20 protein-coding genes are annotated in these 22,617 nt (G+C 34.9%); all 20 read left to right on the top strand.

Annotated features, from left to right (window positions below):
• Positions 1 to 10 precede the first annotated feature (10 nt).
• The 20 genes from MHI39_RS16605 (at position 11) to ftsA (ending at position 22,579) form a co-directional block, all read left to right on the top strand.
• Complete coding sequence (locus MHI39_RS16605) at positions 11 to 1,549, top strand: acyl-CoA carboxylase subunit beta (protein WP_342539792.1); 1,539 nt, start codon at positions 11 to 13, stop codon at positions 1,547 to 1,549.
• A 387-nt stretch (positions 1,550 to 1,936) separates the two neighbouring features.
• Complete coding sequence (locus MHI39_RS16600; RefSeq protein WP_342539790.1) at positions 1,937 to 2,830, top strand: 2-dehydropantoate 2-reductase; 894 nt, start codon at positions 1,937 to 1,939, stop codon at positions 2,828 to 2,830.
• Positions 2,831 to 3,223 (top strand): DUF3397 domain-containing protein, encoded by a 393-nt coding sequence (locus tag MHI39_RS16595; RefSeq protein ID WP_058002548.1) that lies wholly within the window; start codon positions 2,831 to 2,833, stop codon positions 3,221 to 3,223. It abuts the gene before it with no gap.
• 137 nt (positions 3,224 to 3,360) lie between these two features.
• Positions 3,361 to 4,980 (top strand): bacillithiol biosynthesis cysteine-adding enzyme BshC, encoded by a 1,620-nt coding sequence (gene bshC, locus MHI39_RS16590; protein WP_342539788.1) that lies wholly within the window; start codon positions 3,361 to 3,363, stop codon positions 4,978 to 4,980.
• Positions 4,981 to 5,244: 264 nt separating this feature from the next.
• The gene (gene mraZ / locus MHI39_RS16585; protein WP_058002550.1) at positions 5,245 to 5,676 is read left to right on the top strand and encodes a division/cell wall cluster transcriptional repressor MraZ; all 432 of its coding nucleotides are present in this window, start codon (positions 5,245 to 5,247) and stop codon (positions 5,674 to 5,676) included.
• 40 nt (positions 5,677 to 5,716) lie between these two features.
• Complete coding sequence (rsmH, locus tag MHI39_RS16580; RefSeq protein WP_342539786.1) at positions 5,717 to 6,649, top strand: 16S rRNA (cytosine(1402)-N(4))-methyltransferase RsmH; 933 nt, start codon at positions 5,717 to 5,719, stop codon at positions 6,647 to 6,649.
• Between the two features lie 31 nt (positions 6,650 to 6,680).
• Positions 6,681 to 7,043, top strand: a complete 363-nt coding sequence (gene ftsL, locus MHI39_RS16575) for a cell division protein FtsL (RefSeq protein WP_251337960.1) — start codon at positions 6,681 to 6,683, stop codon at positions 7,041 to 7,043.
• Positions 7,040 to 9,241 (top strand): penicillin-binding protein, encoded by a 2,202-nt coding sequence (locus MHI39_RS16570; protein WP_342539784.1) that lies wholly within the window; start codon positions 7,040 to 7,042, stop codon positions 9,239 to 9,241. Before ftsL ends, MHI39_RS16570 begins: the two co-directional genes overlap by 4 nt.
• Before the next feature lie 174 nt (positions 9,242 to 9,415).
• On the top strand, positions 9,416 to 11,335 hold the full coding sequence (locus MHI39_RS16565) for a stage V sporulation protein D (RefSeq protein WP_071976626.1): 1,920 nt from the start codon (positions 9,416 to 9,418) through the stop codon (positions 11,333 to 11,335).
• A 219-nt stretch (positions 11,336 to 11,554) separates the two neighbouring features.
• Positions 11,555 to 13,012: a UDP-N-acetylmuramoyl-L-alanyl-D-glutamate--2,6-diaminopimelate ligase gene (locus MHI39_RS16560; RefSeq protein WP_071976627.1), complete on the top strand. Its 1,458-nt coding sequence runs from the start codon at positions 11,555 to 11,557 to the stop codon at positions 13,010 to 13,012.
• A gap of 2 nt (positions 13,013 to 13,014) precedes the next feature.
• The gene (locus MHI39_RS16555; RefSeq protein ID WP_058002556.1) at positions 13,015 to 13,464 is read left to right on the top strand and encodes a hypothetical protein; all 450 of its coding nucleotides are present in this window, start codon (positions 13,015 to 13,017) and stop codon (positions 13,462 to 13,464) included.
• 1 nt (position 13,465) lies between these two features.
• Positions 13,466 to 14,440: a phospho-N-acetylmuramoyl-pentapeptide-transferase gene (gene mraY / locus MHI39_RS16550; RefSeq protein WP_058002557.1), complete on the top strand. Its 975-nt coding sequence runs from the start codon at positions 13,466 to 13,468 to the stop codon at positions 14,438 to 14,440.
• Positions 14,441 to 15,796 (top strand): UDP-N-acetylmuramoyl-L-alanine--D-glutamate ligase, encoded by a 1,356-nt coding sequence (gene murD / locus MHI39_RS16545; protein ID WP_342539783.1) that lies wholly within the window; start codon positions 14,441 to 14,443, stop codon positions 15,794 to 15,796. It begins immediately after the preceding gene.
• 101 nt (positions 15,797 to 15,897) lie between these two features.
• The gene (gene spoVE / locus MHI39_RS16540; RefSeq protein ID WP_058002559.1) at positions 15,898 to 16,998 is read left to right on the top strand and encodes a stage V sporulation protein E; all 1,101 of its coding nucleotides are present in this window, start codon (positions 15,898 to 15,900) and stop codon (positions 16,996 to 16,998) included.
• 257 nt (positions 16,999 to 17,255) lie between these two features.
• On the top strand, positions 17,256 to 18,350 hold the full coding sequence (gene murG / locus MHI39_RS16535) for an undecaprenyldiphospho-muramoylpentapeptide beta-N-acetylglucosaminyltransferase (protein ID WP_251345037.1): 1,095 nt from the start codon (positions 17,256 to 17,258) through the stop codon (positions 18,348 to 18,350).
• Positions 18,351 to 18,440: 90 nt separating this feature from the next.
• Positions 18,441 to 19,238 (top strand): cell division protein FtsQ/DivIB, encoded by a 798-nt coding sequence (locus tag MHI39_RS16530; RefSeq protein ID WP_251345038.1) that lies wholly within the window; start codon positions 18,441 to 18,443, stop codon positions 19,236 to 19,238.
• Complete coding sequence (locus MHI39_RS16525; RefSeq protein ID WP_235813243.1) at positions 19,198 to 19,923, top strand: DUF881 domain-containing protein; 726 nt, start codon at positions 19,198 to 19,200, stop codon at positions 19,921 to 19,923. Before MHI39_RS16530 ends, MHI39_RS16525 begins: the two co-directional genes overlap by 41 nt.
• Positions 19,924 to 19,944: 21 nt before the next feature.
• On the top strand, positions 19,945 to 20,655 hold the full coding sequence (locus MHI39_RS16520; protein ID WP_078109733.1) for a DUF881 domain-containing protein: 711 nt from the start codon (positions 19,945 to 19,947) through the stop codon (positions 20,653 to 20,655).
• Between the two features lie 143 nt (positions 20,656 to 20,798).
• On the top strand, positions 20,799 to 21,161 hold the full coding sequence (locus MHI39_RS16515) for a small basic family protein (RefSeq protein WP_078109732.1): 363 nt from the start codon (positions 20,799 to 20,801) through the stop codon (positions 21,159 to 21,161).
• Positions 21,162 to 21,295: 134 nt separating this feature from the next.
• Complete coding sequence (gene ftsA, locus MHI39_RS16510; protein ID WP_078109731.1) at positions 21,296 to 22,579, top strand: cell division protein FtsA; 1,284 nt, start codon at positions 21,296 to 21,298, stop codon at positions 22,577 to 22,579.
• Positions 22,580 to 22,617 lie beyond the last annotated feature (38 nt).

Here is a 22,617-nt window from a genome sequence, read left to right as displayed (position 1 = left end):
GGGAGAAGAGATGTCTGTTTCTAATACTGAGGAAACAATTTCACTGAAAAAAGACCGTATAAAAAGGGGCGGTCCCGAGAAATATCATGAAAAATTAGCCATTCAAAATAAATTATTCGTAAGAGAACGACTTAAACTTCTTTTTGATAATGGGGAATATGAAGAGGATGGAATTTTTGCCAATTATAGTGCGGAAAATTTACCTGCAGACGGAGTTGTAACCGCAATTGGTAAGATAGGTGGTCAAACAGTTTGTGTAATGGCAAATGATTCAACGGTTAAAGCAGGGTCTTGGGGAGCACGTACAGTAGAAAAAATCATCCGTATACAAGAAACTGCTGAAAAAATACAAGTCCCACTACTATACTTAGTAGATTCAGCGGGTGCGCGAATCACTGATCAATTAGAAATGTTTCCAAATCGACGTGGTGCAGGTAGAATCTTCTATAATCAAGTTAAACTTTCAGGAGTTATTCCACAAGTATGCTTATTATTTGGACCTTCAGCAGCAGGTGGTGCCTATATTCCTGCTTTTTGTGACATTGTGATTATGGTAGATAAAAATGCATCGATGTACCTTGGATCTCCGAGGATGGCAGAGAAGGTAATTGGAGAAAAAGTATCCTTAGAGGAAATGGGCGGTGCTCGTATGCACTGTTCAGTAAGTGGTTGTGGAGACATGCTAGTTACTAATGAACAGGAAGGAATAGAGGCAGCGAAAAAATATTTAACTTATTTTCCTGCAAACTTTAAAGAGAAATCAAAAGTAGTTGAGGGAATAGAACCAAAGTTTGGGCGAACAGTTGAAGAGATTGTGCCTAAGCATCAAAATGCACCTTTTGATATGTATGAATGTATCGAAGCATTGATTGATGAGAATAGTTTTTTTGAAATAAAGAAACTATTTGCACCGGAGATTATTACAGGTCTTGCTCGAATGGACGGAAAAGTAGTCGGGATCATTGCCAATCAACCAAAAATAAAAGGTGGAGTTTTATTTGTTGATTCCGCCGATAAGGCGGCAAAGTTTATCCAGTTATGTGATGCATTCCATATACCATTACTATTTATGGCAGATGTTCCAGGTTTTATGATTGGAACTAAGGTTGAAAGAGCGGGTATTATTAGGCATGGAGCTAAATTGATTGCCGCTATGAGTTCTGCAACTGTCCCTAAAATTTCTGTTATAGTGCGAAAGGCATACGGTGCAGGTTTATATGCGATGGCGGGGCCTGCATTTGAGCCAGATTGCTGTATTGCTCTACCGACCGCGCAAATAGCTGTAATGGGACCAGAAGCTGCTGTTAATGCGGTTTATTCTAATAAAATTCAAGCAATTGAAGATCCAAAAGAGAGACTATCCTATGTACAAGAAATGCAAAAAGAATATCAACAAACTATAGATATCTATAAATTAGCATCTGAGCTTATTGTTGATGATGTCGTACAACCGAATGAATTGAGGAATGTTCTTATTCAGCGCTTTAACTATTATGAGACAAAAGAAGTAACATTTAGTACAAGAAAACATCCTGTATATCCAGTATAAAAATGAGTTGTTTTTTTAATAAGGGGCAGCCCGCGCACAAATAATTATCTAGAATATCATTCTATTTAGCAGATAATTATTTGTGAGGCCTGCTTTTTTTTTTTTTAGACTCTTTTTTCAAACATTGTTGCTATTTAAGGAAAGTTTCAGCTAATTTCTATCAGTTGAAAGCAGCTACGTCTTTCATTTCCTTGAGAAAAGAGGTGGAAACTCCATAAGAATGCTGAATCCTTTTTTTGGTGTAAATGACGGCAGTTGGGCTGTTATAAAAGCAACAAATGATAGGAAAACAACCTTTTTTTATATAGACAATCCTTTATTTTTTCCCACTTTTACAACAATTTGATACAATAGTCTTACATATTACATTGATAAACGAGGGATTCTATGAAAATCGGAATAGTAGGTGCAGGCTCAATTGGCTTATTATTTGCTGCCTACCTTAGTCAACGCTTTAAAGTCACTATTTTTCCTCGTAGAGAAGAACAGGCAAAATTGATTAATAATAAAGGAATTACTGTCCAATTGAGGCAAAATAACATTAACCAGAACGTTTCTGCAACAGTTAAACGCGAGGAAATGAACAGCCAAGATTTAATGATTATTGCAGTGAAACAATATCAATTAGAAGATCTTCTCCCAACAATTCAACAGATTGAAACAAAGATTCCCCTATTATTTTTGCAAAATGGAATGATGCATTTGACATTGATTAATAAATTGAAACATCAATCCATTTTTGTTGGGTCAATTGAACATGGAGCGCTAAAATTAAATGAAACGATGGTTATCCATAATGGTGTAGGAATAACCAATATTGCCTCTTATAAAGGGCCAATAAATTCGGTTCAATTTCTTGTTAAAGAAGAGATTCCGAATTTCTCTTTTCGATTGTATGAAAGCTATGAAGATGTTCTTTTGAAAAAGCTTTTAATCAACGCAATGATCAATCCTTTGACGGCGATCCTACAGGTGAAAAATGGAGAATTAATCAAAAATGAAAACTATCATAAGCTTTTTCGAGAACTATATCAAGAAATCATCCTTTTATTTCCTCATATGAATCAGGATCAGTTATTAATGGACATTATTTCTGTTTGTAAAAATACAGCAGATAATGAGTCTTCCATGCTTAAGGACATTAAAGCTCATAGGACAACCGAAATAGATGCCATTATTGGATACATATTAAATCTTGCGCAAGAAAAAGGAATACCACTGCCGATAACAAATACCTTATATTATATGGTAAAGGGATTAGAGAAAGGAAGGGATCATTGAATGGGTGCTTTTTTGTCTTCATTTATTTCAATTTTTATTATGCTCCCTTTTCTTGGCTATTTCCTTTCATTTATCCTAGTAAAACAATTAACAAGAAATCATCGTAGGGCAGTGTCTATAGCAATTGATATTACTACTCTAATTTTAATCATCTCCGTCCACTTTTTAATTAAAGGGATATGGGGCCAATCTTTACTGTGGTTAATTATGTTAATTATCTTGATGATTGGATTAGTATTTGTCGTATTTTACCGATCTGTTCGAGATGAAATAGAGTATTCGCGAGTTTTTAAAGGGTTTTGGAGATTGAATTTTTTATTTTTTACCACAATATATATAATTTTGTTTGTTTATGGAATGACCTCAAGAATATTAGATTCTGTTATGAGCTAAAAAAATTTAAAGGCAAGTTTTTTTATTTTCTAATCTGGTGATGTTATACTCTTTAAGAATGTATGCGTTTATCGTTAATGGTGGGGCCGACATAAACTCCATACTAGTATTGCGTAAAGAAAGGGAGAATTGACTCTATGGAACTGGAAAATATTTCGATTCCAGCAACAAATCGTTTTGCTTCACTTTATCTAGAACAAGAGGAACCAGTGAATCATTTTTTTCATTATGATATAAAGGAAAAGACTGTCTTTAAAAAAAGGATGGAAGATTTACATAATCGAAATTTTGCAAGGCAAGAACTTGTTAAATGTATTGAACAATATATGGATCGTTTTCCTAAATCTAATGAAATCCAGCAATCCTTGAATAAGTTGCAACAGGATGATTCTTTGGTTGTAATCGGTGGGCAGCAGGCTGGATTATTAACAGGTCCTTTATATACCATTCATAAGATCATTTCTATTATTATTCTAGCTCGAGAACAAGAAGAGAAATTAAAGTGTCCTGTTATTCCTGTTTTCTGGATAGCTGGTGAAGATCACGATTATTTGGAAGTGAATCATGTATATGCTGAAAGTGAAAGATCCATTAAAAAAATCAGTTATGCAGAAGGACCAATTGACAAAAGAATGGTATCAGATCTTGAATTTGACAAAGAGCATATGCAGAAATGGGTAAACAAGGTTTTTGAGCATTTTGGTGAAACGCTAGAAACAAAGAAAATAATGAAATCGATTGACGAAGCCATTAATCATTCTAGAACAATTGTTGATTTTTTTACCTATCTAGTCGTTGATATGTTTAAAAAATATGGCTTATTAGTAATTGATTCAGCAGATAAACAACTTCGTGAATTAGAAAAGCCATTCTTTCGAAGCATGATTGAAAACTACGAGAAGATTACTGAACAAGTTCTTAAACAACAAAATATAATTAATGGTTTTGATTTTCCTAATACAATTGACATTAGTGAAAATGCATTAAATCTATTTTATTATGATGGTCATGAAAGACAACTATTAGAATATAACAAGGCTAAAAACGGATTTGTGGGAAAAAGCGGTGATTGTTTCTTTACAAAGGATGATTTACTCACTTTATTAGAAGAAAAACCTGAAGCATTTAGTAATAATGTGGTGACGAGACCCATAATGCAAGAAAGCCTTTTTCCCACTTTAGCATTTATTGCTGGACCAGGTGAAATTGCCTACTGGGGAGAATTAAAACTTGCATTTGAAAGTCTAAACATATTTATGCCCCCAATTATTCCAAGACTTAATATTACTTTTTTGGAGCGTTCAATAGAATCCGATATCAAACATTTGAATTTATCTGCTGAAAAGATAATACGTAATGGATTAGAAATGGAACGTCAGGAATATTGGAATTCAATTAAAGACCAAACGACTGAAACAATTATCGATGAGACAAGTGTTTTTCTAGAAAAACAATACCAATATTTAAAGGATTCTGCAGATAAAAGTTTATTGCCTATTGTTGAAAAGAATTTGCAATTTCATTTAAAGCAGCTTGAATTTTTGCAAAGAAAAGCAAACCTACTGACCATGCAAAAAAATGATAACTCACTTGAAAGATTAAATCGTATGGAAAGATTATTAAGGCCGAATGGGGCCCCACAAGAGCGACTTTGGAATATTTATTACTTTATGAATAAATATGGTGAAGAATTTCTAAGTCAAATAATGCAATTAAATTATGTATTTGATGGAACACATAAATTGATACGAATATAAACTAGCTTTTATAGCTAGTTTATTTTTTTTTCTTTTTTCGCCATTGTTGTTAAAAAATCTGGGTAAAAAGACCTGTTTATTCTGACGAAAAATTCATTAATATTACTGTTTTTTTGCAATTACTGCATAGATGTGTCTAAAAATGAAGTTAAAAAATTCTAAAAAAAAGAAGGGATTTTTTGCTAGTGTAGGAAATAGTTAAAAAGAGGTGGTGAAAGGTGGGGGAATGTGGTACATTATTTATAGAAAGTGGGGGCTTGTACTATGTTCATGGGGGAATACCAACATAACATTGATGCAAAGGGACGTTTAATTATCCCTGCAAAGTTTCGTGAACTTCTTGGTGAGACATTTGTTATCACTAGGGGCTTAGATAAATGTTTATTTGGATACCCAATGGACGAGTGGAAGCAAGTAGAAGAAAAGTTAAAAGCCCTCCCCTTAACAAAAAAAGATGCAAGAGCATTTACCCGTTTTTTCTTTTCAGGTGCCTCCGAAAGTGAAATTGACAAACAAGGAAGAATTAATATTCCTTCCCCACTCGTTAGTTATGCACAATTACAAAAAGAATGCATTGTTTTGGGAGTTTCTAATCGAATTGAGATTTGGAGTAAAGATTTATGGGGAGACTACTTTGAAGAGTCAGAAGAATCATTTACGGAAATAGCGGAAAATATGATTGGCTTTGATATTTAACTTTACTCTATTTACTATTCGTTAGAAAGGTGATTGCAACATGTTTGAACATACAACCGTTTTATTAAGAGAAACAGTCGATGGACTGAATATTAAACCTGATGGTATTTATGTTGATTGTACACTTGGTGGTGCTGGACATAGTGAATACTTGGTTTCACAATTATCATCTGAAGGAAGATTATATGCTTTTGATCAAGATGAAACAGCCATTGCACATGCAAAAGAAAAGCTTAAAAAATACGAAAATCAAGTTGTTTTTATAAAAAGTAATTTTCGCTATATAAAGGACGAATTAAATCGACTTGGTGTAGAAAAAGTAGATGGAATTCTTTATGATCTAGGTGTTTCATCTCCACAACTAGATACTCCTGAGAGAGGATTTAGTTATCATCATGATGCACCGCTAGATATGCGCATGGATCTCGAAGGAGATATTTCTGCATATGAAGTTATCAATTCATGGCCATATGAGGATTTAGTTCGAATTTTTTATAAATATGGTGAAGAAAAATTTTCAAAACAAATTGCTAGAAAAATCGAAGCAGCTAGAGAAAAGGAACCAATTAAAACAACTGGCCAATTAGTTGATTTAATTAAAGAGGGAATTCCTGCCCCGGCAAGAAGAAAGGGTGGCCATCCGGCGAAACGTGTGTTTCAAGCAATTCGGATTGCTGTTAATGATGAATTAGGAGTATTCGAGGAATCACTTAAAGATGCGATTGAGTTATTGCATCCACAGGGTCGAATTAGTGTTATCACATTCCATTCATTAGAGGATCGTATTTGTAAAACCATTTTTAAAGAAGCGAGTACAGGTCCACAATTACCACCTGGATTACCTATTGTTCCTGATGAGTTTAAACCGAAGTTGAAAATCATTACTAGAAAACCGATTATACCTTCAGAAGAGGAATTAGTCGAAAATAATCGTGCCAGATCAGCAAAACTTAGAATTGCAGAGAAAAATTAACTAAAAATAGTGTTTGAATGGAGGGAGTTCTTTGAGTAACTTAGCAAGAAAACAACAACAAACATATGTACAACCGAATCCAAAAACTGAAACGCAGATTAAACCTGTACATAAGAGAAGGAAAATTACACCTGGAGAAAAACTGATAGCAGGATTATTTATTGCTTTTGTATGTTTTATGTCCATCAAAATTATTTCGACTCAAGCATCGATTTATTTTATTAATAAGGACATTCATGGACTAGAAACCTCCATTCAAAGTAAAAAAAAGGTAAATGATGATTTGAAAATGCAGGTAAGTGATATGAGTACATATGAACGAATCTGGAAGAAAGCGAAAGAATTAGGATTAAAATTAAATGAAAATAATGTTAAGGTTGTTGAAGAGAAATGAAGAGAAGCAAAGTTAGCATGAACATAGGAGCGGCCGTTTTATTTCTGATATTCGGTCTGCTTTTTTTTATCTTAATCATCCGTTTTCTAACTATTCAGGTCACTGGAGAGGTTAATGGCACTAAATTAACTACAGAAGCAGCCAAACAACATTTACGGAAAGATATTATTGAAGCAAAAAGAGGAAATATTTTTGATAGTCATGGAGAGGTTATTGCAGAGGATACTACATCATATCGATTGGTTGCGATTCTTGATAAGAAAATGACCATTGATCCAAAGAAACCAAATCATGTAACCGATCCTCAAAAAACGGCTACTGAATTATCGAAGTATATTGATATGTCAGAAGCCGATATATATAAAATATTGACTAAAAAAGGTGCAAAACAAGTTGAATTTGGTAAGGCGGGCAGTGATGTACCGCTGAAAACAAAAAATGAAATAGATAAGCTTAAATTGCCTGGTATCCAATTCATCCGGGAGTCTAAACGCTTTTATCCGAATGGAGTATTCGCTTCTCATTTAATTGGCTATGCACAGAAGGATGGGGAATCTGTCAATACCACTGGAAAAATGGGGATAGAAAAGGTCTATGATCAGGATCTACAAGGAGTAAATGGAAAAATTCAATTTGAGAGTGATTATTGGCGTTATTTACTGCCTGGTTCTAAAAAGAAGGTAACCAAGCCGAAAGATGGTAAGGATATTTATTTAACTCTTGATAAAAAAATCCAGATTTTTTTAGAGGATGCGATGAATAAGGCGGTTGAAAAATACAATCCAGAAAATATTGTTGCTATTGTTGCAGATCCTAAAACTGGGAAAATACTTGGAATGTCACAAAGACCAACCTTTAATTCGATGACAAGAGATGGAATTGAAAAGCAGTGGCAAAATTTAGCTGTTGAATCATCAATTGAACCAGGATCAACAATGAAAATTTTCACATTAGCAACTGCAGTACAAGAGGGTGTATTTAACCCAAATGCATGGTATCAATCAGGACAATATTTTGTTAAAAATGTTCCAAATCCCATTAAAGATCATAACTGGGGAAGAGGCTGGGGACCAATTACCTATTTAGAAGGTGTTCAGCGTTCATCCAATGTAGCATTCGCTAATTTACTTGATTTAATTGGTCAAGATACCTTTAGGAAGTATTTGGATCGTTTTCATTTTGGACAAAAAACAAATATTGGTTTGCCAAATGAGTCAAGCGGAAATATATTATATAATTGGCCAATTGAGAAATACACGACTACCTTTGGTCAAGGAACTACAGTAACTCCTATTCAAATGATACAAGCGGCAACAGCTGTTGCCAATGACGGAAAAATGATGAAGCCGTATGTGATAGACAAAATTGTAGATCCAAATAATGATAAAGTAGAAGAGACGAAGCCAGAAGTGGTGGGTACACCAATTAGCTCAGATACAGCTAAAGAGGTTCGGGATATACTGCGAACTGTCGTTACAAGTGAAAAAGGAACTGGAAGAATTTATAATATTGAAGGTTACTCTGTTACGGGGAAAACGGGTACTGCCCAAATACCAAATTCTAGTGGGGGAGGTTATATGACAGGGAAAGATAATTATATTTTTTCTTTCCTCGGAATGGCTCCACAGAATGATCCTGAATTGATTGTCTATGTTGCTGTGAAGCAGCCGCACTTATCAGAAACAGAAACGGGGTCGGAACCAGTAGCAATGATCTTTAATCCTGTCATGAAGAATAGTTTGCAATATTTGAATATCAAACCGGAAAAAATGGCAAAGGTCAAGCAAACAAAAATTCCAGATCTAGCAGGGCAAACAGTAGAGGAAGCGAAAGGATCTTTAGGGAATTTAGGATATGAAGTTGTGACACTTGGAACAGGAACCAAAGTGGTTGATCAATTACCTCGACCGCAAACAGCTGTACTAAAAGGGGAAAAAATTATTCTAAAAACTGATGGAGATCCAACGGTACCAAACATGATCAATTGGTCGAAAAGTGATGTAATGAAAGTAGCTGAATTACTAGAGTTAAAGCTTAATATGGTAGGTTCCGGCTATGTCACTAAGCAAAATATTCAACCTACTTCACCGGTTAAAAAAGGTGATCATTTAGTTGTTAATTTCCAATCTACTGAACAAACAATCAAGCAAAAAAGTAAAGTAGAAAAAAAGAAAGACGAAGACACTCCACTCGATTAAAAGATTCATAAGGATTTGCTGTTTAATGGGCTGATCCCACTTGTATGGTGGGCTCAGCCCTCTTTGGTTTTTATTATGCCTCTGTTCTATTGGAAACTGTACAAGCATAAGCTTCTAATAATGAGGTTAGTCCCTAAAATATCCAGAATGGGTTTGTAGAGGAGGAACATTTAGGTGAAGCGTGTTTCTAATGTAACAGTAAGAAAACGATTAGTCATCACACTCTTAGTTGGCATAATAATTTTCGGGGTCATTGATATACGATTAGGATATGTGCAATTAGCTCTTGGAAACTGGTTAACAAGTGGTGCAAAGGAATTATGGAGTCGTGAAATCCCTTTTGAGCCTGAAAGAGGAAAAATTGTCGACCGTAATGGGGTAGCGATTGCTACCAATAAAAGTGCACCAACTGTTTTCGTCGTTCCAAGACAGGTTGAAAACCCAGCTGAAACGGCAGAGAAACTAGCAGCTGTATTAGACGCATCAAAAGAAAGTATTTATAAACAAGTTTCAACTATTGTAAATATACAACGTATTAAAGAAGGTAGAAAAATTTCAAATGAAAAAGCAAAAGCTGTACGAGACTTAAAGTTAAAGGGAGTATATATTGGTGAAGATTCGAAGAGGTATTATCCTTTCGATAGTTATTTATCACATGTTCTAGGATTTACGGGAATAGATAATCAAGGACTAATGGGTCTTGAGCTATATTATGATGAGGAATTAAAAGGGGACAAGGGTTCGGTTCAATTTTATTCTGATGCAAAAGGAAGAAGAATGCCAGATATGTCCGATGATTTTAAACAACCTCATGATGGACTAGATTTAAAATTAACGATTGATACAAAGGTACAAACAATTATCGAAAGAGAACTTGATATTGCTGAAACGAAATATAATCCAGATGGCTTAATCGCGATTGCTATGGATCCTAAAACAGGAGAAATATTAGGAATGTCAAGTCGTCCAACCTTTGATCCTGCGAAATTCCAAGATGTATCGCAAGAAGTGTATAACCGTAATCTACCTATATGGAGCACCTATGAACCAGGCTCAACATTTAAAGTAATTACATTAGCAGCTGCACTGGAAGAAGGGAAAGTAGATCTTGATAAGGATACGTATGTAGATACAGGTAAGATAAAAGTAGCGAATGCGGTGTTAAAATGTTGGAAACGATCGGGACATGGGAAGGAAACTTTTTTAGAAGTAGTAGAAAATTCATGCAACCCTGGATTTGTAGAACTAGGACAACGCCTTGGAAAGGAAGATTTATTTAAATACGTTCGAAATTTTGGCTTTGGCGAAAAAACTGGAATCGACTTGGCAGGTGAATCAAAAGGAATCTTATTTAATATGGATAGAGTTGGACCGGTGGAACAAGCGACAACTGCCTTTGGTCAAGGGGTGTCGGTTACTCCAATCCAACAAGTTGCAGCTGTCGCAGCAGCAGTAAATGGCGGAACTTTATATGAGCCTTTTGTTGCAAAGGAGTTAGTAGACCCCAAAACAGGAAAAGCTGTTATGGAAAAAGAACCAGTTGCGAAACGGAGAGTTATTTCCGAGGAAACATCTAAAGAGGTTAGAAGAGCGTTAGAAAGTGTAGTAGCAAATGGTACCGGAAAAAAGGCATTTGTCGAAGGATACCGAGTTGGCGGAAAAACAGGTACAGCACAGAAGCCGAAACCGGGTGGAGGATACATGGAAAATAACTATGTACTCTCATTTATTGGGTTTGCACCAGCAGACGATCCACAAATTGTCGTTTATTTTGCCGTAGATAATCCAAAAAATACAGTCCTTTTTGGAGGACAAGTAGCAGCACCAATTGCGGGTACTATTATAGGTGATAGTCTTCGTGCGATGGGAGTTAAACCGAGAAAAAATCAAATGGAAAAAGAAATTACCCCTTACTTAGATACACCTACGATTGAAGTTCCAGATTTAAAAGGATTAACGAAGAATAAATTAATGGAACAACTCGTAAATTTGAAATTAGAAGTAAGTGGTAAAGGAGAAACGGTTATTAAGCAGGATCCTTTGCCAGGTGTTAAAGTGGAGGAAGGTTCTACCATCCGAGTTTATATGAATTAGAAGTTATTGTAAGCTTTATTGCAATGAAGAAGCGGCAAATGGTTGCCGCTTCTTTTATGAAAATGTTTTTACTTAGAAAATCCCTCCAATATCAATCAATATATTATAATCTAATAGCATCCACCGCATTTTTTTAGTAAAATGGGTAGGTACTATTTTTCATTAAAGATATGATAAATTTAGTATTTCTGTAATTGAAACAGAGGAAGGACTGTAGAAATGAACTTACATACACTATTAAATGTTTTACCCCTCGTAAAACTTCCAAACGAAAATCCAACGATTACCGATATTGTTCAAGATAATCGCAAAGTAACGAAAGGTGCATTGTTTATATGTATTAAAGGCTTAACGGTAGATGGTCATAAATTTGCTCAAGACGCTGAATTACAAGGTGCTGCAGCTATTATTGCTGAACAACCTGTAAATGTTTCGATACCTGTCATTGTAGTAAAAGATACAAAAAGAGCCATGGCGATCTTGGCTGATGCATTTTACAATCAACCAACGAGAAAGCTCCAATTAATTGGGATTACAGGAACAAACGGAAAAACAACAACGAGTCATTTAATTGATCAAATTTTTCGTGATAGCCAGGTAAATACAGGATTAATTGGGACGATGTACATAAAAATTGGTGATGAAGTACATGAAGCTAAAAGAACAACCCCCGATAGCACAATCCTCCAAAAAACATTTAAGAAAATGGTTGATGCGGATGTGAAAACTGCTATAATGGAGGTTTCTTCACATGCACTGGATCAAGGAAGAGTATTTGGTTGTGATTATGATATTGCAGTTTTTACAAATTTAACTCAGGACCATCTGGATTATCACCATACAATGGAGGAATACAGAAGGGCGAAAAGTTTACTATTTTCTCAGCTTGGAAATACCTATGACCATAAAAAGCCAAAATACGCCGTACTTAATATTGATGATAAAGCATCAGAAAAATTTCAAAAAGAAACTGCTGCACATATTATCACTTATGGAATTGATAATGAAGCCGACTTTTTTGCTACAAATATTCATATGAGTGCATCTGGTACTACATTTACTTTACATTCACCTGAAGGAAAGCATAAGGTGAATTTACAGCTGATTGGAAAATTTAGTGTATATAATGTGTTGGCTGCAATTGCGACAGGCTATATTTCCAATATCTCATTAGATCAGATCATCCATACGATTGAGAATGTTAAAGGCGTAGCTGGAAGATTTGAATTAGTCAATGGGGGTCAAGAATTCCCAATCATTGTTGACTACTCCCATACTCCTGATAGTTTAGAAAATGTATTAAAGACGATTCAGCATTTTGCAGAAAAACGGGTATTTGTTGTCGTTGGCTGTGGAGGAGATAGAGATAAAACAAAACGCCCAATAATGGCTCAAATTGCTTGTCAGTACGGAACAGATCCGATTTTCACATCTGATAACCCTAGAAGTGAAGATCCTTTAGATATTCTTCGTGATATGGAATCTGGAGTTCAAGGGCAAAGATATATAACAATTCCTGATCGAAAAGAAGCGATTTACTACGGAGTTAAGAACGCAAAAAAAGGTGATGTGGTTCTTATTGCAGGAAAGGGACATGAAACATATCAAGAAATTGGTGGTCAAATATTGGATTTTGATGATCGTGTAGTAGCTTTAGAAGCAGTAAAGGAGAGATAAGAATGTTATCGTTTAATGACGTATATCATCTATCTACACATACGCGTGGAATCCAACAACCAGATATGAAGTTTGATACTGTGTCAATATTTTCTGATGAGTTACAGGCGAAAGGTTTATTCATCCCAATTCATGATAAAAATTTAGATAAAGCAATAGAAAATGGGGCAATTGCAGCAGTTTGGCTTAATAATGAGTCACTGCCTAATTATACGCCTAACCATTTTCCAGTTATTTTTGTGGATGATCTCGTCAGTGCCTTTCATCAACTATGTGAAGAATATACTAGAAAATTAAAACAAGAAGAGTGTGAAACAATGACTAAATTTATCTTTTATTCTCCTGAACTTCTTAATGCTCAAGCATTTACATATGATATTGCAGTAGAAGAAGAAAAGGATGAATTTGCAAGCTTATTGGAAAACTATATAGAAAGTAAAAGGAGGGGATAAAATGATGGAGCAAGTGATTTTCTTTACCATTTTAATGGGGTTTTTAATTACAGCACTTCTATCCCCAATATTTATCCCCTTTTTAAGAAGATTAAAATTTGGGCAAAGTATTCGTGAGGAGGGGCCAAAGTCACATCAAAAGAAAACGGGTACACCGACTATGGGTGGAATCGTAATTATCTTATCAATCGTTATTACGACATTAGTCATGACATATAAATTTTCTGAGCCATCGGTAAAAACCTATCTTCTCCTATTGGTAACTTTAGGCTTTGGGTTGCTAGGCTTTTTAGATGATTTTATTAAAGTTGTCCTAAAACGTAACTTAGGGTTAACTTCAAAGCAAAAGCTGCTCGGGCAAATTATTATTTCCGTCATATTTTATGTTGTCTTTCGCCAATCCCAATTTTCAACTGAGATTACCATTCCAGGTACTGGTTACTCATTTGATTTAGGTTGGTTTTATTTAGTGTTTATAATCTTTTGGTTAGTCGGATTTTCAAATGCGGTTAATTTAACAGATGGACTGGATGGACTTGTGTCAGGAACTTCAGCAATTGCTTTTGGTGCACTAGCTGTATTAGCCTGGAATCAGTCAAATTATGATGTGGCCGTTTTTTCAGTTGCTGTTGTGGGGGCAGTCCTTGGTTTTCTTGTATTTAATGCTCACCCAGCAAAAGTGTTTATGGGTGATACGGGATCATTAGCACTTGGAGGTGCTATAGCTACTATTGCTATTTTAACAAAGCTAGAGATAATACTTATCATAATTGGTGGAGTATTTGTTATTGAAACATTATCTGTTATTTTACAGGTCATTTCTTTTAAAACAACAGGGAAAAGAATCTTTCGGATGAGTCCATTGCACCATCATTATGAATTAGTTGGATGGTCTGAATGGAGAGTAGTTGTCACTTTTTGGACAGTAGGATTATTATGCGCAATTTTAGCAATTTATATCGAGGTGTGGTTGTAAGTGAAAACAATTAATAACTATCAACATAAAAAAATACTTGTATTGGGATTAGCGAAGAGCGGGGTTAGTGCTGCCTCGCTTTTACATAAATTAGGAGCCTTTGTTACGGTAAATGACTATAAGCCATTAAATGAAAATCCTGAGGCACAGGGGTTATTAGAACAAGGGATTAAAGTAATTTGTGGCTGTCATCCGATTGAATTATTAGATGAGGGTTTCGAATTAATTGTCAAAAATCCTGGTATACCATACACTAATCCATTAGTAGCAGGAGCGATTGAACGTGGAATACCTGTTATCACCGAGGTTGAACTAGCCTATCAGATTTCTGAAGCTGAATTAATCGGAATTACAGGTACAAATGGTAAAACAACGACTACAACCTTGATCTTTGAAATACTACAAGCAAATGAAGGAACCAATCCATTAATTGCTGGAAATATTGGGACCGTCGCATCGGAAGTTGCTGAAACTGCGACAAAAGATAATCAAATGGTGGTAGAGCTCTCGTCATTTCAATTAATGGGGATTCGGTCTTTCCGTCCACATATTGCAATAATAACAAACATCTATGAAGCGCATTTAGATTATCATGGAACAAAGAAAGAATATGCACAGGCAAAAGCAAATATTACTAGAAATCAATTAGAAGACGACTATTTAATTGTTAATGCTGATCAGGAGGAATTATTAGATCTCATTTCATTTACGAAAGCGAAAATCATTCCATTTTCAGCGAAAAAACCATTAGCAGAAGGGTGTTCGATTGCAAATGGTATGATTACTTTTCTAGGAGAAGAAATCATTCCTAGAAGTGATATTGTTCTCCAAGGAGAACATAATTTAGAGAATATTATGGCTGCTATTGCTGCAACCAAGCTAATGGGAGTGCAAAATAAAGCCATTCGAAAAGTATTAACTACTTTTAAAGGGGTTAAGCACCGTACACAATTTGTTGAGGAAATTGCTGGTAGGAAATTTTATAATGATTCAAAGGCGACGAATATTTTAGCTGCGCAAAGTGCGTTAAACGCATTTTCTGAACCTATTATTTTGTTAGCTGGTGGTCTTGATCGAGGCAATGAATTCGATGAGTTAATTCCATCTCTTAAAAATGTGAAAGTGATGATAACATTTGGTCAAACAGCTGAAAAGCTAGAAAAGGTTGCAGAAATAGCTGGAATAGAAACGGTGCATCGTGTCGATAATGTTGAAAAGGCAGTACCTATTGCTTTTGAATTGTCAAAGCCTGGGGATGTTATCTTACTGTCACCTGCTTGTGCAAGTTGGGATCAATATAAAACTTTTGAAGTTCGCGGTGATATTTTTATCGATGCCGTGCATAAGTTAAAATAAGAGCAAAAAAGAAGAACGTATTGGCCGTTGTTGATTCCTTTACGTTTAACATCTTGAGAATGAACACCTAGCTCAAATATTTCACTCTCGAGGTGTTGACTTTGCCAGTAAAAAAATCAAATCCTGATATCATGTTAATTATCGTCACATTATTATTATTAACAGTTGGACTTATAATGGTTTATAGTGCTAGTGCAATATGGGCAAACTATAAATTTGATGATTCCCTCTTTTTTGCAAAACGTCAGTTATTATTTGCTGGAGTGGGTGTCCTAGCTATGTTTTTCATAATGAATGTCGATTATTGGACATGGCGCTCATGGGCTAAAACGATCTTAATTATATGCTTTGTTCTGCTAGTTTTAGTTCTTATACCTGGGATAGGAATGGAGCGAAATGGTTCAAGAAGTTGGATCGGAGTTGGGGCTTTTTCAATCCAACCTTCTGAATTTATTAAGTTAGCAATGATAGCCTTTTTAGCAAAGTTTTTATCGGAGCAGCAAAAGTATATTACGACCGTAAAAAAAGGACTAGTTCCCTCACTTTCCCTTGTTTTCCTTGCATTTGGAATGATTATGCTGCAACCAGATTTAGGAACTGGAACGGTTATGTTAGGAACTTGTGTCATTATGATTTTTATAGCGGGAGCAAGAATTTTGCATTTTGCAATACTTGGTTTAATAGGTGTTGCTGGGTTTGTTGCATTAATTCTCTCTGCACCATATCGAATGGCCCGTATCACATCATTTTTAGATCCATGGCAAGATCCACAAGGTGCAGGATTTCAAATTATTCAATCACTGTTTGCAATCGGACCTGGAGGTTTATTTGGACTTGGTTTAGGGGAAAGCCGCCAGAAGTTCTTTTATCTCCCGGAACCGCAAACAGATTTTATTTTCGCGATTTTAGCTGAAGAACTAGGCTTTATCGGAGGAACATTTGTCTTACTATTATTTGCTCTATTACTTTGGCGCGGCATTCGGATCGCTCTTGGGGCTCCAGATCTTTATGGTAGTTTTTTAGCTGTTGGTATTATTTCCATGGTTGCTATTCAGGTAATGATTAATATTGGCGTAGTAACTGGTTTAATGCCAGTAACGGGGATTACTTTACCATTTTTAAGTTATGGAGGATCTTCACTTACACTTATGCTAATGGCTATAGGTGTCCTTCTTAATATTAGTCGCTATTCAAGAATTTAATTTGTTTAAGTGCCATAAGGAAGAGTGGGAGCAAAGAAAAGTTGGACTAACCTAACTTTGGCAAGTACAGAAATTAATATTATTCTATTTATCGAGAGAAGAAACCCTATTCAAGGGTTTTTTTACATTTGTTCTACAGTAGTATTACAATCATATAAATATTCTTTTACTGGGCAAGAAAACTGGTTTAGAATATAGTATGATAGGAAAGTCATATTACAATTAAAAAACTGTGTTAATATTTTTGAGGTGAAAAAATGAAAATCGTTGTAAGCGGTGGTGGTACGGGAGGACATATCTATCCTGCACTTGCTTTAATAAGAACTATACAAGCGAAACATCCGAATACTGAATTTTTATATATAGGTACAGAAAAAGGGCTAGAATCTAAATTAGTTACCAGAGAAAATATTCCCTTTCAATCGATTCAGATTACAGGTATAAAAAGATCCATATCTTTAGAAAATATAAAAACATTCATTCGTTTCTTTAAAGGTGTTAAAGATTGTAAAAGATTATTAAAATCTTTTAAACCTGATGTAGTTATAGGAACAGGTGGTTATGTTTGTGGTCCTGTTGTATACGCAGCAGCAAAGCAAAAAATTCCAACCATTATTCATGAACAAAACAGTATTCCTGGCTTAACAAATAAGTTTTTAAGTAGATATGTAAATAAAGTGGCGACTTGTTTTGATTCTGCAGGTGAGTTTTTCCCAAAGGAAAAAGTAGTCTTAACAGGTAACCCACGCGCTTCTGAAGTAATTGGTGAGCAAAATAAAGACATTCTTCAATCGTTAGGCTTAAGTGCCAACAAGAAAACAGTACTAATAGTTGGCGGGAGTAGAGGGGCAAGGCCGATAAATGAAGCAGTAATAAAATCATTAGCTGAATTTGCAGAAAAACCATACCAAATCGTATATGTGACTGGTGAAGTCCATTTCAATGAAGTTGAAAAGGAAGTTTCATTAGTAGGAAAGCCAGAAAATATTGTTGTAGCTCCTTTCATACATAATATGCCAGACCTCTTAAGAGGGGTTGATTTAGTAATTTCCCGTGCGGGTGCAACCACTTTAGCCGAAATTACTGCACTTGGACTGCCAAGTATATTAATACCTAGTCCATATGTTACCAATAACCATCAAGAAAAAAACGCCAGTGCACTAACAGAAAAAGGTGCAGCTACAATGCTTCTTGAAAATAATTTAACCGGGCCGCAATTAATTAAATCGATCGATGGAATTTTACTTAATGATGAGAAAATAATGAAAATGAAAAAAGCAGCAAAAGGTATGGGCATACCGGATGCATCTGATCGGTTATTTAAAGTCATGCAGGATGTGATTGAATATTAATCTCTCTAGCAATGATCTTATAAGAAATTGAAGGACGGTTGATCCGTTCTTCATTTTTTGAATGAATGAAAAATGAAAGGAGGGACATCTATGTCAGAAAGAAAAATTGTATCTTTAGAAGATCGGATTCCAAAGTTGAAAGAGCAAAGGAAAAGGAAGGCCAATCGCAGGTTAATATTTTTAATCTCAATTTTTTTTCTATTAATCCTCTTTGTTGTTTATTTCCAATCTCCTCTAAGTCATGTTAAAAATATCAAAGTAGCTGGTAACCAACTAGTTGATACAGAAACAGTAATAAAAAAGATGGGGATCTCAAATAAAACAAATATTTGGAGCATCAATAAAGAAAAAACGACTTCTAAATTATTAACTATTCCCGAAGTAAAAAAAGCAACGGTTAAGATAAATTTTCCAAATAATGTGGTGGTGCAAATTAAGGAACACTCTGCCGTAGCACACATATCTGATGGTACAAAACTTTTAACTGTACTTGAAAGCGGAAATATAGTTAATCAAAAAGGCAATTCTCAAAGTAATATTCCGATTTTAACCAACTTTAAACAAGGGAAAATTCTTAAAGCAATGGTGGAGCAGATTCAAGAGTTACCAAAAGAGATTATTAATTCAATTTCAGAGATTAACTATTCTCCTAAAAAAACCGATATTTATCATATAACCTTATATATGAATGATGGTTTCGAGGTTTCGGCAACGATTCGAACGTTAGCAAGTAAAATTATCTACTACCCATCTATTGTTAGCCAACTTGATCCGAATGTAAAAGGGGTCATTGATTTAGAAGTTGGTTCAACCTTCAAACCTTTTAAAACGGAGGTGAAGGAGGAAGATGGCCAAAAGAATAATGAAAACCAAGAAAATGAAAGGTAAATATGTCATACTTGCATTTGTCAGTCTCGTATTAGGCTTTATGCTTGCTTTTTCATACAACACAGTAAATAAAGATGAAAAGACTAAAAATCATTTTTCAGATCCACAGTTTGTTAGGGAAAATGAATTACGTAATCAATTACTTAAGCAACAAAAGGAAAATCGTCAATTACAAAAGGAATTGTATGAAAAGCAAAATAAGGTTCGTTCCATAGAAAAAGATTTATCGAAAGAAGAGACAGTTTTTTATAATCTTGCTGAAGACGCTGAAAAATATCGGATGTTTTTAGGAAAGGTAAAAGTCCAGGGAAAAGGTTTAATCGTCACCCTAAAGGATGGAGATTATGATCCGAAAGAGGAAAATGTAAATAATTACATTGTACATGACCGTCATGTTTTTAAAGTAATTAATGAACTATATATTGCAGGGGCTACTGCGATTGCTGTTAATGGACAAAGAATTAACCATAGTTCGTACATTATTTGTACTGGACCTGTTATTACAGTAGATGGTATACCATTTCCTGAGCCCTTTACGATTACAGCCCTTGGAGACCCTGGTATTCTAGAATCTGCCTTATCCATTACTGGTGGTGTAAAAGACCAATTAGTAAACGATAATATAATTTTTACGATGGAAAAAAAGAATCAAATACAAATAGAGCCTATTCTTGGCGAATCCTAAGAAAAGAAAAGGTGAAAAGGAGTGGGCACGAAGTTTAAGCTGAGTATGACCGTCATTTCGATTATCATTGGTTTTATGCTAGCAATTCAATTTCAGACGATCAAAAAGCCTAAAGTTAGAGACACACGTGATATGTGGGAGCTTAGGGAGGATTTATTAAAGGAGCAGGATTTACAATCTAAATTACTAAAAGAAATTTCCTCAAATGAGGAACGAATAGAAAAATATGAGGCAAAAGTAAAGGATAGTAAAGAGCAGGCATTAAAAGAAACATTAGATGAACTAAAAAAAGAGGCAGGACAAACCGAAGTAAATGGTCCTGGTATAGTTATTAAGATTGATGTCTTAAAAGAGGCTTTATTGTTGGGAGAAAAGGTAAAGGATGTCTCTCCAGTTCTTTTAAAACGCCTTGTTAATGATCTGAATATGTACGGGGCAAAACAGATTTCCATTGATGGTGAAAGGGTTATAAATACCACGGTAATTCGTGATATTAATGGTGATACAAAGATTAATGGACATTCCATTAATCAATACCCACTTGAGGTAAGAGTTATTGCAGAAAATAGTGAATCAGCAGATAAACTTTATAACCGTATTCAGGTTTCACCTGTTATTGATGAATTTTTTGTTGATAATTTACAGGTAAAGATAGGAAAACCAGAGGAATCAATTAGTATACCGGCTTATGATGAAAGCATTAGAATCCGTTATATGAAGCCCGTTAAATAATGGATTATGTCGCATGGATTGTTCAATTATAGAAATTCTTTAGGAGATTTTTGTATTCATACGCTTGATTGATTGAAGATTATATTAGAAAAATATTTTTGAATCATGATAGTAGCCTAATTGTAAAAAAGGAGAGGTTGGAAATGTGGCTACCAGTTTTTGGTCTAATAATAGGGATTATTTTAGGATTATTAACAGATATCCGTATCCCTGAAGAATATGCCAACTATCTCTCCATAGCTGTCCTAGCGGCATTAGACACATTATTTGGGGGGATTCGAGCCTATCTTCAAAACATCTACGAAACGATGGTTTTTGTTTCAGGTTTCTTTTTTAATATAATTCTTGCTGCAAGTTTAGCTTTTCTAGGAGTTCATCTTGGTGTAGACTTATATTTAGCTGCAATATTTGCCTTTGGAGTAAGACTGTTTCAAAATATTGCAGTTATTCGAAGAATATTACTTGCTAAATGGACGACTAAAAAAGGAAATATGAAAAAAAGTTAAACTTTTTAAAGGGAATTCTTCTCATATGTCGAATTATTTTATATTATATATTCAAAAGATAATGTTTGATAACTAATGATTAAAATAAAAAAATGAATGTGGCAAAGAAATTTAGCAAAGGGAGGTGCCATGGTATGAACAACAATGAAATATATGTAAGTCTTGACATCGGTACATCCAGCGTTAAAGTGATTATTGGTGAGATGGTAAACGACTCACTGAATATCATTGGTGTTGGGAATGTAAAGTCCGAAGGAATTAGAAAAGGTTCTATTGTTGATATAGATGAGACAGTTAAATCTATTCGAAAAGCAGTTGAGCAAGCAGAAAGAATGATAGGCATGAATATCAATCATGTCATCGTTGGAATAGCAGGAAACCATGTGATGCTTCAAAGCTGTCATGGGGTAGTAGCTGTTTCTAGTGAAAATCGAGAAATAACTGATGAAGATGTGGCAAGAGTCATGGATGCGGCACAAGTCATTTCGATTCCACCTGAACGAGAAATTATTAATGTAATCCCTAGACAATTTATTGTAGATGGGTTAGATGAAATAAATGATCCACGTGGAATGATAGGGGTTCGCTTGGAAATGGAAGGCACCATTGTCACAGGATCAAAAACTATATTACATAACACATTACGTTGTGTTGAAAGGGCAGGTTTAGAAATAACTGAAATTGTCCTTCAACCATTGGCAGCAGGGGCAGTCGCTTTATCTAAAGATGAGAAAAACCTTGGCACTGTTTTAATCGATATTGGGGGAGGTTCTACCACTCTAGCTGTTTTTGAAAATGGCTTTATAAAAAGCACTAATGTACTTCCGATAGGCGGAGAACATATAACAAAGGACCTATCGATTGTACTTAGAACTTCAACGGAAGATGCTGAACGAATTAAGGTAAAAAATGGACATGCCTTTAGTGAAGATGCAGAAGCTGATGAAGTATTTAGTGTCCCAATTATAGGTAGCGATCAACATCAGCAATTTAATCAATTAGAAATATCTGATATTATAGAAGCTAGATTAGAAGAAGTTTTTGACTTTGTTTTAGAAGAGTTGAAACGCATGGGAATGGTAGATCTCCCTGGTGGAATAGTATTAACCGGTGGAAGTGTCAATCTACCAGGTGTTATGGAATTAGCTGCCTCGGTATTTCAAAACCGTGTAAGAATAGCAATACCTGATTATATTGGTGTAAGAGAACCTCAATATACTACTGCGGTTGGATTGATCCAATATGCTTATAAGAATGCTAGATTGCAAGGGCGAAATGTCAGTGCAGCACCTGCTCATTTTGAACATGTCGAAAAAAAGTCAGCTAAAAAGCCGCAACCAAAGCAAAAAACGGAAAAACAACCAGAAGAGAAAATTTCGACAAGAATGAAAAAATTCTTTGGCTACTTTTTTGAGTAAAGCTTTTTCTAACAAATTAAATAGTTTGAACACAGGTT

It is taken from the genome of Heyndrickxia sp. FSL K6-6286, from assembly GCF_038630395.1.
Classification (GTDB): Bacteria; Bacillota; Bacilli; order Bacillales; family Bacillaceae_C; genus Heyndrickxia; species Heyndrickxia oleronia.
Note: the sequence above shows the minus strand (reverse complement) of the source record. Positions and strands in the feature narration are given on the sequence as shown.